Genomic DNA, 13,831 nt, shown 5'->3' with positions numbered 1-13,831 from the left:
GACAGAACCTTTCCCGATGCACGAGCGCACGCGGGCATCCGTATCACCCGAGCGTCGGCGTCGACCCGCGCTCGTTTTCGAGTCGCATGCAGCGCAACAGCACATTCGTCGAACGGCCGAGCGGCATGCCCGCAAGCAGGCCCCACGCGGCAAACGCCAAGAATTCGAACACGCCGCTCACAGCCCACGGCTGATGCGCTTCGACCGAATAGTGCAGGAAGAAATGCGTACCGTACGTCACCATCAGAATGGCGAGCAGGCTCGGGTCGCCGGGTACGCGCACGAGCCGCTTCGCCGCGTCGAATTGCACTTGCCAACGCGCGGCGTGCGCCCAGCCGAGCAGCACGCCGACGCCGCACGCCAGCACGGCCGCTGCCGCGTATGCCGGATCGGCGTTGGGAAACAGGGTGTGCAGGCTGTCGGCGCCGAAGAATACCAGCAGCAGCGGAAAGACGATCATGCGCTCGGGGCGCACGGTGCGCGGATAAAGGCGTTGAACGCCAACGACGATCGCAACGGCGAGCATGGCGATGGCGGACGTGGTGATGTGCCGCATGGAAACACCTCGGGTCGGTTGGCGTCCGCGCCGGATGGCGCCGGACCTTGCTTGATCGTGACTCTAGCGGCGCGGCGGCGGGGCGGCAGAAGTTTGCGACGAAGCGCGCCGGACGCCGATAATTGGTGTCGTTCGCTGATGGAACGCGGCGGCTTTCGAGGGACGGATGACGCGAACGCGGCGTGCGGCGCTTGGGCAGGGAGGGTTTCGCGGCCCCGTTTGGCGCCTCGCCGCGGGGGCCGGCCTTCCGGCATCGCGCCGGCCGTCACCGTCCGTCGCGCCGCCGCGCGGCTGATCGGCAGGTCGCGCGTTTCGTCGCTCGGCTCCCATCGAGCGCCAAGCTGCATTTACAGTGGCGTCATCGGCCGTTCTTTCTTCACACCATGCAAAGCAAGCTTGCGTCGACGCGATTCGCCAAACCCGGGTACAGGAGCAAGGTTCTGTACTGGGTTGGGTTCGTGCTGGTGACCAGCCTGATCGGCATCGCCTTCTGGACGAAATCGCGCCAGGATCCCGTGCTGCCATATTTGGTGATCAGCAATGCGATCGGCTTTTCCGCCCACTCGATCAGCGGGCTGTTGAGCCGGATCACGAAGCAGCGAATCGGGCTCGTGCCGCGGGTCTTGATCGTCGCGCCGTTGGCCGTCGTGATCGGCGTCGAGTTGACGGCGAGGACGGTTGGCCACGTGCCGAGCCTCGTCGAGCACGCGAAATTCGCAACTTGGCTCAACTTCGCGCCGTCGTTTCTGGTGGCGGCCGCCTGTATTTCGCTGTTTTCGCTGTTCTACCAGTCCACACAGATGCGCGCGGCGCTTGAAACCGAACGCCGCGAAGCCGCCGAGCTGCGCCAATCGGAAACAGCCGCGCGCCTCGCGCTGCTGCAGGCGCAGATCGAGCCGCATTTCCTGTTCAACACGCTCGCGAACGTGCAGAGCCTGATCGAACGCGACCCGGCGCGCGCCTGCGCGATGCTCGACAGCCTGAACCACTATTTGCGCGCGAGCCTCGGACGCACGCGCAAGCCTGTTTCGGCGCTTGCCGAAGAACTGGAGCTCGTCGACGCATTGCTCCATATCGCGTCGATGCGGCTCGGCGACCGGCTGCGCTATAGAATTTCGGTGCCCGACGCGCTGCGCCAGCTCGCATTGCCGCCGTTGCTGCTGCAGCCGCTCGTCGAGAACGCGCTGCTCCACGGCATCGAGCCGGCCATCGACGGCGGCGAGATCCTGGTGACGGCCAAGCGCGACGGCGACATGCTCGAGCTGAGCGTAATCGATACCGGCATGGGGCTGGGCCACAACCGGAATCTGCACGGCGGGGTAGGGCTGTCGAACGTGCGGGCGCGGCTTCACAGCTTGTACGGTGACGCGGGCCGTTTGACGATCGCGAACAATACCGGTGCGATGGCGAGTGCATGTGGCGCAGGGAGCGGTATGACGCCGGATGCTCCGGCCGGCGCGAGAGGCATCACGACATTCAACGCCGCGCGGGGCGTCACCGCGACTTTGCGAATTCCGATATGCCGACCGCCCTGATCGCCGATGACGAGCCGAACCTCGCTGCCGAACTCGCCTCGCGCCTTGCAAAATACTGGCCGGAGCTGCAGATCGTCGCGATGCCGCGCAACGGCGTGGAAGCGCTCGCCGAGCTGAACGCGAAACAGCCCGATTTCGCCTTCCTCGACATTCGCATGCCCGGCGTCGACGGCCTGGAAATCGCACGGCTGCTGCCGGCCGTGCGCGTGGTGTTCGTGACGGCTTACGACGAATACGCGGTGCAAGCCTTCGAAACCTCGGCGGTGGACTACCTGCTCAAGCCGCTTAACGACGAGCGGCTGTTGCGCTGCATTGCCAAGCTGCAGCGCGGCGGCTTGGCGCCGCAGGCCGCATCCGCATCCGCATCCGCAGGCGCCGGCGCTTCGCCGGAGAAGGATCACGCGCCGATCCAATGGCTGACAGTCGGCCTGAAGGACACGACGCATCTGGTGTCGATCGAAGACGTGCTGTATTTCCAGGCGACCGACAAATACACCGAAGTCGTCACGGCCGAGCGCCGCCACATTATCCGCACGCCGCTCAAGGAATTGCTGCAGCGGCTGGATGCCGCCAAGTTCGCTCAGGTGCACCGCAGCGTCATCGTGTCGTATGCGGCGATCGATCGCGTCGAGCGCGATCTGCTCGGAAGGCTGCGCATTCATTTGCGCAATCACACGGACGTGCTGCCGGTGAGCCGCGCGTATGTCGGGTTGTTCAAGCAGATGTAAACCCGACAAAAAAGCCGCGCTTGGGGCGCGGCTTGTTGTCGGTCACGCATTCAGTGCAGCACGTACTGCGCGCCGTAGTAACACGTGAACATCGAAGGCATCCCGCACAGATACAACGCCGTGTTGACGCGCGATGGCGCCTTGACCTCGAACCGGTTGCGGGTGGCGAGCAGCGCCAGCAGCGAAGCCGCGAACAGCCAATGCCCGATCGCATCGACTGCGCCAAACGGAATGACGGCCAGCACGAAGAAGCCGAGCAACACGACGATGCCCAGCTTCGACGACAGGCGGCCGAACAGGATCAGGTACGCGCAGGCGAACTCGACAAATCCGGCGCTGAGCAGGAAGAATTCGCGATCGAGCCCGAACGAGAGATACGGATACTGATCGAGCAGCCGATAGAAGGTGTCCGGATACGCGAACTTCTCGACGGCGCCCCACAACAGCGTGAACGACGTCGCGACGCGCAGCACCATCAGCGACGCGAACGTGTACTTCCCGGGACGCAGCGATTCGATGATCAGAAAGATCGCGATGCCGACGAAAATCGTGTAGTCGAGCAGATGGAACAGCCCGTAATGGTGCGCCGCGATGCCGTACAGCGCGATCATGCCGAGCCCGGCCAGAAAGGCCGTCGCCTTGAAGAGCGCGAGGCCCGCGATCGCGATCTGCAGCAGCGTGACGATAGTGGAGTCGATCTCGAGTTCCGGCGTGAGGATCACGCGCAGGTCCGTGACCTGCAGCGTCATGAAGAACAGCGCCACGGAATAGCGCATGAACGGCCCGGCATGGCGCATCCCCCGTTCGTCGATCGCGTCGACGAACGGGGGCGGTGCTAGCCGGTTGTCGATCGAGATGACCGCGAAAATGGCGATGGCACTTAGCGCAAGCAGGATCAGGAATAGCGGATTGCCGATCACCGACCCGATGTGTAGCGGCGCTGCGGTGACGTCGTATTCATTGAACCATTTGACGTGCGCGTTCGACAGCGCGGGTGCCGCGGCCGCAAGCGCAGCCAGTGCCTTCAGGAGGGCTGTGATTGGGTTGACGTGCTTCATGGTTGTTCGTAAAGACTGTGATTTGAAATCCGTTCGCGATTTGCCGAACCGCCGTATCGATGACTGCCGGTCCCGGCCCGGCGCACGGGCTGCGTCGCGATCGGGCGCATCGCGGTGCGATGGATGCCCCGCACGGCGCCCAGTTATGCACAGATCGTGTTGACAGCCCTGTTGATAACCTGCCGGACAACCGCGCAAGTGTTTGAGCGCGCAGCGTTTTGTGCCGTTGCTGCGCAGCGAGCGCTCACTGTGGCGTCGGCGGCCTGATGCGATCGACGCGCATTCGAAACGGAGCGAGTGTCGCGCACATCGCGATGCGCGCAAACGATTCTCAACTGTTGTTGAATATGGCGCGCCGCGTGTTCATCGAAATGCGCGTTCGTGCTGCCGGTGAGCCGCGCGTATGAAGGGTTGTTCAAGCAGGTGCAGGAAACGCGAGGCGGGCGCGATTCGAGCACGAAAGTTAGTGCTTCCTCACGGCGCCGGCGTCGGCTGGCGAGGCGGGGCGTATGCACACTTTATGCGCACAAAGGTTTGACCTCCCTCCAGCCAGCGGTCCAGCCGGCCGGCGCCTTGCGCGCGGGCCGGCAGTTCATGAGGCCTCCCGCAGCGAACGATAGTGAGCGTGGGGGTCGTTCATGATGCCTTCCGCCGGGCCGCCCCAAGGGAGGCATCCGCCCCCTCGGGGGGCAGCGAACGATAGTGAGCGTGGGGGTCGTTCACCCTTACATCGACCGCAGCGCGAACCGCTTCAGCTTTCCCGTCTCCGTGCGCGGCAGCGCGTCGAGAAAGCGAATCACGCGCGGGTACTTGTACGGCGCGACCGTGTTCTTCACGAACGCCTGCAACTCGGCGACAAGCGCCTCGCTCGCCGTGTACCCCGGCTTGACGACGACGAACGCCTTCACGATCTGCCCGCGCTCTTCGTCCGGTACGCCGACCACGCCGCATTCCGCAACCGCCTCGTGCTTCATCAGCACGCCCTCGACTTCCGGCCCGGAAATGTTGTAGCCCGCCGAAACGATCATGTCGTCGGCGCGCGCCTGATAAAAGACGTAGCCGTCGTCGTCGAGATAGACCGCGTCGCCGGGAAGATTCCAGCCGTCGCGCACGAATTTCATCTGGCGCTCGTCCGCGAGATAGCGGCAGCCCGTAGGCCCGCGCACCGCAAGCTTGCCGACCGTGCCCGCGGGCACCGGTTGCATCGCGTCGTCGACTGCCTGGATCGCATAGCCGGGCACGGCCTTGCCGATCGCGTTGCGGCGCACCTCGGCTCCCGCCGACGAGACGAAGATATGGATCATCTCCGTGCCGCCGATGCCGTCGATCATCTCGATGCCGGTGGTGTCGCGCCAGAGCTGGCGCGTCGAGTCGGGCAGCGCTTCGCCGGCCGATACCGTCTTGGCGAGCGTCGAGACATCGAAACGGCCGGCGAGCGGCGCCATCTGGCGATAGAACGTCGGCGCAGTGAACATGATCGTCGCGCGAAAGCGTTCGACGGTCTGCAGCAGCGTTTCCGGCGTGAGCTTTTCGATCAGCACCGTCGACGCGCCGGCGCGCAGCGGGAAGCACAAGAGGCCGCCCAGTCCGAACGTGAACGCGAGCGGCGGCGTGCCGCAGAACACATCGTCCGCTGTCGGCTTCAGCACGTGGCGCGGGAACAGATCGCACATCGCGAGAACGTCGCGATGAAAATGCATGCAGCCCTTCGGCGCGCCGGTCGTGCCGCTCGTGAAGGCGATCAGGCAGACATCGTCGGCCGCGGTATCGCAGGCCGTGAAAACGCCGGATTTTCCGGCGGCGAGCGTGTCGAGCGAATCGGGCGTGTCGCAGTGGAACAAGCGAACTTGCGCGAGATCGGCGCAAAAGAATTCGTTGCCGGGTTCGCGGCATTTCGCCAATTCGTCGATCAAGCGCGCGTCGCACAGCGCGGCGCTGATCTTCGCTTTGTCGACGATCTGCTTGAGTTCCTTCGCGCGCAAAAGCGGCATCGTCGGCACGACGACGAGGCCCGCTTTCAGGCTCGCGAGAAACGCGACCGCCATCTGCAGCGTGTTCGGTCCGCGCAGCAGCACGCGGTTGCCCGGCTGCAAGCCCATCTCGTCGACGAGCACGTGCGCGGTGCGATTGACCACTGTGAGCAGCTCGAGGTAGGTCGTGGCATGCGTTATGCCGTCTGCATCCGACCAGATCGCAACGCGATCGCCGTGACCTGCCTCGATCGTGCGGTCGAGCAGCTCGGTCGCGCAATTGAAGCGCGCAGGGTAGGCGACGTCGGGGTTGTCGAGCAGCAATTCCGGCCATTGGTCCTGCGGCGGCAGGTTATCGCGAGCAAACGTATCGACGTGGGCTGACGGTTCCATGGCTATCGCCTCCGGGTTGGCGTGAACAGGACACTAATCAGGGATCACCGCGGTGGCTTCGATTTCGACTTTTGCCTTGTCTTCGATCAGCGCCGCGACTTGCACCGCGCTCATCGCGATGTCGTAGTCGCCGATCAGTTCGCGAAACGCCTGGCCGATGTCTTTGAGCGACGCAAGGTATTCGCGCTTGTCGGTCACGTACCACGTCATGCGGACGATGTGCTCGGGGCGGCCGCCCGCTGCGCCGAGCACCGCGACGATGTTCTCGAGCGCCTGCCGCGCCTGCGCCGCGAATTCGCCGGATTGGAACGTCTCCGTTTCGTCCCAGCCGATCTGCCCGGCGATGAACACCTGCGTGCCGCGTGCGGCGACGCCGTTGGCATAGCCGCGCGGCTTGATCCAGCCTGGCGGCAAGAGCGGTTTTTTCATGAGGATTCTTCCTTCAAGAGATACCATGCGTCCGCCGCAAAGCGCGTGAGCGCCGCGCGGATATCGCCGGGGATGTCGATCGACGCGCCGGTTTCGAGCGACGTCGTCACGAGCACCTGGGTCGCGCGAAAGCGGATTTCATCGCCGAGCCGGCCGGCGATTTCGATGCCGATCGAGCGCCGTCCGATGGTCTTCACGGTCAGTGCGAGCGTGATCGTTTCGCCCATGCGGCTCGGCCTGGAAAACTCGCAGTCGAGCTTGACGATCGGCAGGCCGACGCGGCGTGCGCCGATCATGTGCGCGTAGTCGATGCCGAGTTCGTCGGTGAACCAGTCTTCGACGAGGCCGTTCGTCAGCGTCAGGTATTGCGGAAAGAACACGATCCCCGCCGGATCGCAGTGTGCGAAGCGGATGCGCACCGGCCTTTCGAATCCGGGTGCGTCGTGCGCGTCGCCGCTCATTGCGAAGCCTCCTGCTGGCGGGCCTGGTACGCCTTCAACAGATCGCGGCCGACGATCAGCTGCTGGACCTCAGTCGCGCCTTCGTAAATGCGCAGCGCGCGAATCTCCCGATACAACTGCTCGACCGTCACCCCGCTTTGCACGCCCTTGCCGCCCCAGAGCTGCACGGCCGCGTCGATCACCTGCTGCGCGCCTTCGCTCGCGTGCCACTTCGCCATCGCGGCTTCGCGCGTCACGCTCTTGCCCTGATCGCGCAGCCAGGCGGCGCGGTAGACGAGCAGCGCGGCGCTGTCGATCGTGAGCGCCATCTGCGCGAGCTTTGCCTGCGTCAACTGAAAGTCGCCGAGCATCTGGCCGAACATGCGGCGCGAGGAAGCGCGCGCAAGCGCTTCATGCATCGCGCGCCGCGCAAAGCCGAGCGACGCTGCCGCGACCGACGTGCGGAAAATATCGAGCGTGCGCATCGCGAGCTTGAAACCTTCGGCCGGCACGCCGAGCATCTGGCTCTTCGGCACGCGCGCGCCTTCGAACTTCAGGCGTGCGAGCGGATGGGGTGCGATCACGTCGATCCGTTCGGCGATCGTGAGGCCCGGCGTGTCGGCGTCGACGATGAATGCCGTGATGCCGCGCGCGCCGGACGCTTCGCCGGTGCGCGCGAAGACGACGTAGAAATCGGCGATGCCGCCGTTCGAGATCCAGGTCTTTTCGCCGTCGAGCACGTAGGCGTCGCCGTCGGCGCGCGCGGCGAGCGCTATCGCGGCGACGTCGGAGCCTGCATCGGGTTCGGAGAGCGCGAACGCCGCAATCGCGGTGCCGTTCGCGACGCGCGGAAGATAACGGCGCTTCTGTTCGCCGGTGCCGGCGAGCGAGATCGCCCCCGAGCCGAGACCTTGCATGGCGAGCGCGAAGTCGGCGAGGCCCGAATGTTTGGCGAGCGTTTCGCGCAGCAGGCAGACGGCGCGCGTATCGATCGTGTCGCCGTGGCCGCCGTAGGCTCTGCCGCCGATGCCGTAGCGCAGCCACCCGGCCGCGCCGAGTTCGCGCACGAGGTGGCGGCAGGCGTCGTCGACCGATGCCGGATCGTGCGGGACGTGCGACAGATGCTTGACGGCCCAAGCATCGAGATCCGCGGCCAGTGCGCGATGGCGCTCTTCGAAGAACGGCCAGTCGAGCGCGTTGGAGGAAGGGTCGTTCGTGCCCATGTCAGTTTCCCTCGAACACAGGACGCGTCTTCGCTGCAAACGCGCGATACGCGCGCTCGAAATCGTGCGTCGCCATGCAGATCGCCTGCGCCTGCGCTTCGGCCTCGATCGCTTCGTCGACGCCCATGTTCCATTCCTGATGCAGCATTTTCTTCGTGACGCCGTGTGCGAACGTCGGGCCGGCAGCGATGTCCGCGGCGATTTTGGTTGCGTGAGCAACCAATTCGGACGGCTCGCACAAGCGGTTGTAGAACCCCCACGCGTAGCCTTCCTCGCCGCTCGCCGAGCGTCCCGTGAACAGCAGCTCGGAGGCGCGGCCCTGACCGATGATGCGCGGCAAGATCGCGCACGCGCCCATATCGCAGCCCGCCAGGCCGACGCGCGTAAAGAGGAACGCGAGCTTGCTGCGCGCGGTTCCGTAGCGCATGTCGGAAGCCATCGCGACGATCGCGCCGGCGCCGGCGCAAACGCCGTCGACTGCCGCGATGATCGGCTGCGGACAATGGCGCATCGCCTTGACGAGGTCGCCCGTCATGCGCGTGAACATCAGCAGTTCGGGCATCGGCAAGCCGATCAGCGGGCCGATGATTTCGTGCACGTCGCCGCCGGAGCAGAAGTTCTCGCCCGCGCCGTGAATCACGACGGCTTTGATATCGGTCGCGTAGGCGAGCTGTCGAAACAGGTCGCGCAGCTCCGCATACGATTCGAACGTGAGCGGGTTCTTGCGCTCGGGGCGATTCAGCGTGATGGTCGCGACGCGATCGCGCACCGACCAGCCGAAGTGACGCGCTTCATATTGAGCGAGCGTCGTGCGATTGCCCGCAAAGAGGCCATCTGCGGTGGATGCTGTCATGGTTTCTCCAAGCGGCTTCGTTGTGAACGCAACGAAGCTCGCGATTCAGCTCTTCAGGTTGTCGATCAGATGTTTCTTCAGCTTGCCGAGGCGCTGATGCATCTTCGATTTCTCGTCGAGGCCGAGGCCGCCGAACAGCTCGACGACCCATTGCTCGTGCGCGACCGCCATCCGGTCGAACAGCTCGCGTCCCGCCGGCGTGAAGCGCACGCTGAACGCGCGGCGATCGTTCGGATCGGCATCGCGCGCGACGAGCCCTTCCTTTTCCAATTGATCGGTAATGCCGGTCACGTTGCCGCCCGTCACCATCAGGCGGCGCGAGATCTCGCTCATCTTCAGGCCTTCGGGATGGCGCTCGAGCTGCGCCATCAGATCGAAGCGCGGCAGCGTGGTATCGAATTCGGCGCGCAGCCGCCGGCGCAATTCGGCTTGCACGAGGTTGGTCGTCGTCAGCATCCGCAGCCAGAGGCGAAGGCCCATGTGGCTGTCGGCGCCGGTGCTCATCTCGAGATCGACGACGTTGTCGGCCGGCTTCGGCGTGCCGTTGCGAACGTCGCTTGCGGGCGTGCCGGTTTTCTTCTTTGCGGTCGCGTTGGTGTGGTTGGTCACGTGACTTCTCCGCCTGAGACAGATATCGACTGGCCGGTGATCGATGCGGATTCGGGCTGGCAAAGCCACAGCACCGCATGCGCGACTTCGCCTGGCGTGACGAAGCGCTGCTGCGGGTTGCCTTGCACGAGCGACGCGCGTGCTTGCTCAACGCTCCGGCCAGTCTTCGCGATGATTTGATCGAGCGATTCGCGCAGCAATTCGGTTTCGGTATAGCCGGGGCAGACCGCGTTGACGGTCACGCCTTTCGCCGCGACTTCGAGCGCGAGCGAGCGCGTGAGGCCGATCACGCCGTGCTTCGCCGCGCAATAGGCGGCGACGTACGGATAGCCGATCTGTCCCGCCGTGCTTGCGACGTTGACGATGCGGCCGTCACGCTGCTCGATCATCGTGGGCAGCACGGCTTGCGTGCACAGAAACACGCCGGTCAGGTTGACGTCGAGCATCCGCTGCCACAATGCCATGTCGGTCTTCGCGAACGGCGCGGCTTTCGCCTGCCCTGCATTGTTGACGAGCACGTCGACGCTGCCGGACGTTTTGCTCGCCGCGGCGAACGCATCCGCAACCGACACCGCTTGCGTGACATCGACGCTGACGCACGCAACTTCACCGAACTCGGCAAGACGCGCGCGTTGCGCGTCGAGCCGGGCAGCGTCGCGGCCCATCAGCGTGACGCGGGCGCCCGCGCGCAAGAGCGCTTCGGCCGTCGCCGCGCCGATGCCGCTGCCGCCGCCCGTGACGACGGCGTGTTTGCTTTCCAGCGAACGATAGTGAGCGTGGGGGGAGTTCATACCAATTCCTCCGCGCGCTGCGCACGTTCGAGCGGCGTCGCGCGCGCGTTCTGCTCGGCCATGGCGCGCTCGCGTTCGAAGTTGCGTTCGAGCTGCGACTTCGCCGCGGCGTATTGCTTCGGCCACGCGACGTCGAAGTAGCCGATCTTGGCCGCTTCGGTGAGCGTCCACGCCGGATTTGCCAGATGCGGCCGCGCGATCGCGCACAAGTCGGCGCGGCCCGCCGCGATGATGCTGTTGACGTGATCGGCTTCGGAAATCGCGCCGACCGCAATCGTCGCGATGCCGGCCTCGTTGCGGATGCGATCGGAAAACGGCGTTTGGAACATGCGCCCGAACACGGGCTTTTCTTCCTTGCTGACCTGGCCCGAGGACACGTCGATCATGTCGGCGCCCGCCGCCTTGAAGGCGCGCGCGATCTCGACCGCGTCGTCGGGCGTCGTGCCGCCGTCGACCCAATCGTGCGCGGAAATCCGCACCGAAATCGGCTTGTGCTGCGGCCAGACTTTGCGGATCGCCGCGAACACTTCGAGCGGGTAACGCAGTCGATTTGCGAGCGAACCGCCGTATTCGTCGGTGCGACGATTCGTGAGCGGCGAGAGAAAGCTCGACAGGAAGTAGCCATGCGCACAGTGCAATTCGAGCCAGTCGAAGCCCGCTTCTTCGGCCATTTCCGCGGCGCGGATGAATTGCTGCTCGATTTCGCGCAGTTCTGCGCCGCCCGCCTCGCGCGACCATTGGCTGACGTCTTTCAGATATTGTTGCGGCGACGCGGACACGAGCGGCCAGTTGCCTTCGGGGAGCGGCTGATCGATGCCTTCCCAGCTCACGCGGGTCGATGCCTTCGCGCCTGCGTGGCCCAACTGCATGCCGATCTTCGCGTCGGAGTTCGCGTGCACGAAGTCGACGATCCTGCGCCATGCGTGCAGATGCTCGGACGCATACATGCCGGGGCATCCCGGCGTGATGCGCGCTTGCGGCGACACGCAGGTCATCTCCGTCATGACGAGTGCGGCACCGCCCATTGCGCGCGCGCCGAGGTGCATCAGGTGATAGTCGCCGGCGATGCCGTCGACCGCAGAATACTGTGCCATCGGCGACACCACCACGCGGTTTTTGAGCGTGACGCCGCGCAGCGTGAACGGCGTGAACATCGGCGGAATCGAACGCGCGGCGCGGCGCGCGTCGTGCCTTGCGCCGGCGGCGCGCGACGCGAGCCAATTCTCGAACGACGACAGATAGTGCGCGTCGCGCGTGCGCAGGTTTTCGTGCGAGATGCGCTGCGAACGAGTCAGCAGCGAGTACGCGAATTGCTCCGGTTCGAACGATGCATAGCGTTCGACATGCTCGAACCACTCCGTCGAATTGCGCGCGGCGTTTTGGATGCGCAGCACGTCGACGCTGCGCACGTCGGTGTAGTGATCGAGCGCGGCATCGAGATGGCCGGGATGTGCGGCGATGCTGGTCGCGAGCTCGATCGCGTCTTCGAGCGCGAGTTTGGTGCCGGAGCCGATCGAGAAATGCGCGGTATGCGCAGCATCGCCCATCAATACGACAGGCGTGGTGCCGCCGTCAGCGCCCTGCGGGCCGCTGATACGCGGCTTGCGATGCACCCATTGCCGGTTGACGACGCGAGGAAAGCGGATCCATTGCGACGAACCACGCAGATGCGCTGCGTTCGACATCAGAGGATGCCCGTCGAGATACTTCGCGAAGAGCCGCTCGCAAAACGCGATGCTGTCTTCCTTGCTCATCGTGTCGAGGCCGGCGGCACGCCACACGCGCTCCGGCGTTTCGACGATGAAGGTCGAGGTTTGATCGTCGAAGCGGTATGCGTGCGCCTGAAACCACCCCCATTCGGTCTTTTCAAATGCGAACGTGAAGGCGTCGAACAGCTTGTTCGTGCCGAGCCACACGAAGCGGCAGTCGCGCAGGTCGACCTCCGGCTGATAGGTTGCCGCGTATTTCTGGCGGATTGCGCTGTTGGCGCCGTCGCAGGCGACGATCAGGTCGGCGTCGTAGGCGTCGTCGTCCGTCACAGTGGTTTCGAAGACGAGCTTCACGCCGAGCGCTTCGCAACGCGCCTGCAGGATATTCAAGAGACGCTTGCGGCCGATGCCGCAAAAGCCGTGGCCGGACGAGCGCACCTTGTGGCCGCGAAAGTTGATCTCGATGTCGTCCCAGTGATTGAACGCGTCGAGAATCATGTCGGCGCTCTTGGCGTCGGCGGCGCGCAGGTTGCCGAGCGTCTGGTCGGAGAACACGACGCCCCAGCCGAACGTGTCGTACGGGCGGTTGCGCTCGATGACCGATACGTCATGCGCCGGATTCTGCAGCTTCATCAACAACCCGAAATACAGCCCGGCCGGACCGCCCCCGATGCAGACGATGCGCATGCTCGCTCCTTGCGTGGTGTTGGACTTAATTTAGTCGTTGATATTTTAGGTGTCAAGTAAATATTGGAAAAGGCCTGTCAGCGATTAGACAGGGAATCGCAAATGGGGAGCGGTTGCCAGCCGAATCAAAAAGCAGCGCGGGAAGCGCAACAATGTTTTGCTTTCGCCAATGCAGCGCGAGCGCGTTTCGTCTGAGATACTGGTGTCGTGAATTGCTTCCCCTGCAAAACACATAGTCGTCCCTGCCCGCCGTTCTGCGGCGGGCTTTTTTATCCAGATCGGAAAAGCAGGAGTGTGCACATGAACGCGTCGCTTGAAACGCTGTTCCCGAACCAGAACCAGGCCGAGGACAGCATCGTCACCGCCCTCAACCATCAAGACATTGTCGTCGCGTTGTCTGCGGCGCTGTCGGCGCAGAACGTCGCTGTGTTGCACATGCTTTATCCGCGCACCGATGCGCGCACGCACCGTAGCCTCGACGCGCTCGTCGACGTGCTGCATGGACACGGTCTGCACGAAGTCGCCGGCCTGATCGCTCAGGAAGCGCATTACTTGTTGTTCAAGGAGCCGCTAAAGGCGTGGAAGGCATTCCATGAAATCCGCAACGATTCGCTCGCGATCGGCGTGCATCTGTATTACCACGGCCTTATCGGCGAAGCGGCCGAACGCGCGCTCGACGCCGACGCGCGGCGCTAGGCGTAACGTTTGCGCCTGGATGTCGAGTTCGGCGCCATGCTTGTCCACCGCACGCCACAGCAGGTAGGGCTCGCCAGTCACGCGGGAATTAAAGGACCGAAAACCTGCGCCCAAGGCCGGGCTCAGCGCCACTCATGGCAAGCGCCTTAGCGAG

General features: G+C 64.6%; 13 protein-coding genes. 3 read left to right on the top strand and 10 right to left on the bottom strand.

The annotated features are described in order from the left end of the window. Nucleotides 1–43: 43 nt before the first annotated feature. Complete coding sequence (locus J3489_RS04415) at nucleotides 44–556, bottom strand: hypothetical protein (RefSeq protein WP_206996474.1); 513 nt, start codon at nucleotides 554–556, stop codon at nucleotides 44–46. A gap of 458 nt (nucleotides 557–1,014) precedes the next feature. Here J3489_RS04415 and J3489_RS04410 point away from each other — a divergent pair, with 458 nt between their 5' ends. Next, nucleotides 1,015–2,091, top strand: a complete 1,077-nt coding sequence (locus J3489_RS04410; protein WP_309491329.1) for a sensor histidine kinase — start codon at nucleotides 1,015–1,017, stop codon at nucleotides 2,089–2,091. Beyond that, nucleotides 2,076–2,819 (top strand): LytR/AlgR family response regulator transcription factor, encoded by a 744-nt coding sequence (locus tag J3489_RS04405; protein ID WP_206996472.1) that lies wholly within the window; start codon nucleotides 2,076–2,078, stop codon nucleotides 2,817–2,819. The genes J3489_RS04410 and J3489_RS04405 overlap by 16 nt, the downstream gene beginning before the upstream one ends. A gap of 50 nt (nucleotides 2,820–2,869) precedes the next feature. Here the strand turns inward: J3489_RS04405 and J3489_RS04400 are convergent, their stop codons facing one another. The 9 genes from J3489_RS04400 to J3489_RS04360 form a co-directional block, all read right to left on the bottom strand. After that, nucleotides 2,870–3,877 carry a hypothetical protein gene (locus J3489_RS04400; protein WP_206996471.1) on the bottom strand — a complete coding sequence of 336 codons (1,008 nt, stop codon included), beginning with the start codon at nucleotides 3,875–3,877 and terminating at the stop codon, nucleotides 2,870–2,872. 725 nt (nucleotides 3,878–4,602) lie between these two features. Beyond that, nucleotides 4,603–6,240, bottom strand: coding sequence for an AMP-binding protein (locus J3489_RS04395; protein ID WP_206996470.1), 1,638 nt, complete (start codon nucleotides 6,238–6,240; stop codon nucleotides 4,603–4,605). Nucleotides 6,241–6,273: 33 nt separating this feature from the next. Then, on the bottom strand, nucleotides 6,274–6,669 hold the full coding sequence (locus J3489_RS04390) for a RidA family protein (RefSeq protein ID WP_206996469.1): 396 nt from the start codon (nucleotides 6,667–6,669) through the stop codon (nucleotides 6,274–6,276). Continuing rightward, on the bottom strand, nucleotides 6,666–7,130 hold the full coding sequence (locus tag J3489_RS04385) for an acyl-CoA thioesterase (RefSeq protein WP_206996468.1): 465 nt from the start codon (nucleotides 7,128–7,130) through the stop codon (nucleotides 6,666–6,668). The genes J3489_RS04390 and J3489_RS04385 overlap by 4 nt, the downstream gene beginning before the upstream one ends. Further along, on the bottom strand, nucleotides 7,127–8,332 hold the full coding sequence (locus tag J3489_RS04380) for an acyl-CoA dehydrogenase family protein (RefSeq protein ID WP_206996467.1): 1,206 nt from the start codon (nucleotides 8,330–8,332) through the stop codon (nucleotides 7,127–7,129). Before J3489_RS04380 ends, J3489_RS04385 begins: the two co-directional genes overlap by 4 nt. Nucleotide 8,333: 1 nt before the next feature. Continuing rightward, nucleotides 8,334–9,185, bottom strand: coding sequence for an enoyl-CoA hydratase family protein (locus J3489_RS04375; RefSeq protein ID WP_206996466.1), 852 nt, complete (start codon nucleotides 9,183–9,185; stop codon nucleotides 8,334–8,336). Between the two features lie 45 nt (nucleotides 9,186–9,230). Beyond that, complete coding sequence (locus J3489_RS04370) at nucleotides 9,231–9,794, bottom strand: MarR family winged helix-turn-helix transcriptional regulator (RefSeq protein ID WP_309491327.1); 564 nt, start codon at nucleotides 9,792–9,794, stop codon at nucleotides 9,231–9,233. Then, entirely contained in the window at nucleotides 9,791–10,585 is a 795-nt protein-coding gene (locus J3489_RS04365) for an SDR family NAD(P)-dependent oxidoreductase (RefSeq protein WP_206996465.1), read from the bottom strand. The genes J3489_RS04370 and J3489_RS04365 overlap by 4 nt, the downstream gene beginning before the upstream one ends. Beyond that, the gene (locus J3489_RS04360) at nucleotides 10,582–12,981 is read right to left on the bottom strand and encodes a bifunctional salicylyl-CoA 5-hydroxylase/oxidoreductase (protein ID WP_206996464.1); all 2,400 of its coding nucleotides are present in this window, start codon (nucleotides 12,979–12,981) and stop codon (nucleotides 10,582–10,584) included. The genes J3489_RS04365 and J3489_RS04360 overlap by 4 nt, the downstream gene beginning before the upstream one ends. Nucleotides 12,982–13,281: 300 nt before the next feature. On the opposite strand from J3489_RS04360, the gene J3489_RS04355 reads away from it, so the two are divergent. Next, the gene (locus tag J3489_RS04355) at nucleotides 13,282–13,677 is read left to right on the top strand and encodes a hypothetical protein (RefSeq protein ID WP_206996463.1); all 396 of its coding nucleotides are present in this window, start codon (nucleotides 13,282–13,284) and stop codon (nucleotides 13,675–13,677) included. Nucleotides 13,678–13,831: the final 154 nt, after the last annotated feature.

Source organism: Trinickia mobilis (assembly GCF_017315705.1).
Classification (GTDB): domain Bacteria; phylum Pseudomonadota; class Gammaproteobacteria; order Burkholderiales; family Burkholderiaceae; genus Trinickia_A; species Trinickia_A mobilis.
This window is presented reverse-complemented; position numbering and strand designations above follow the sequence as displayed.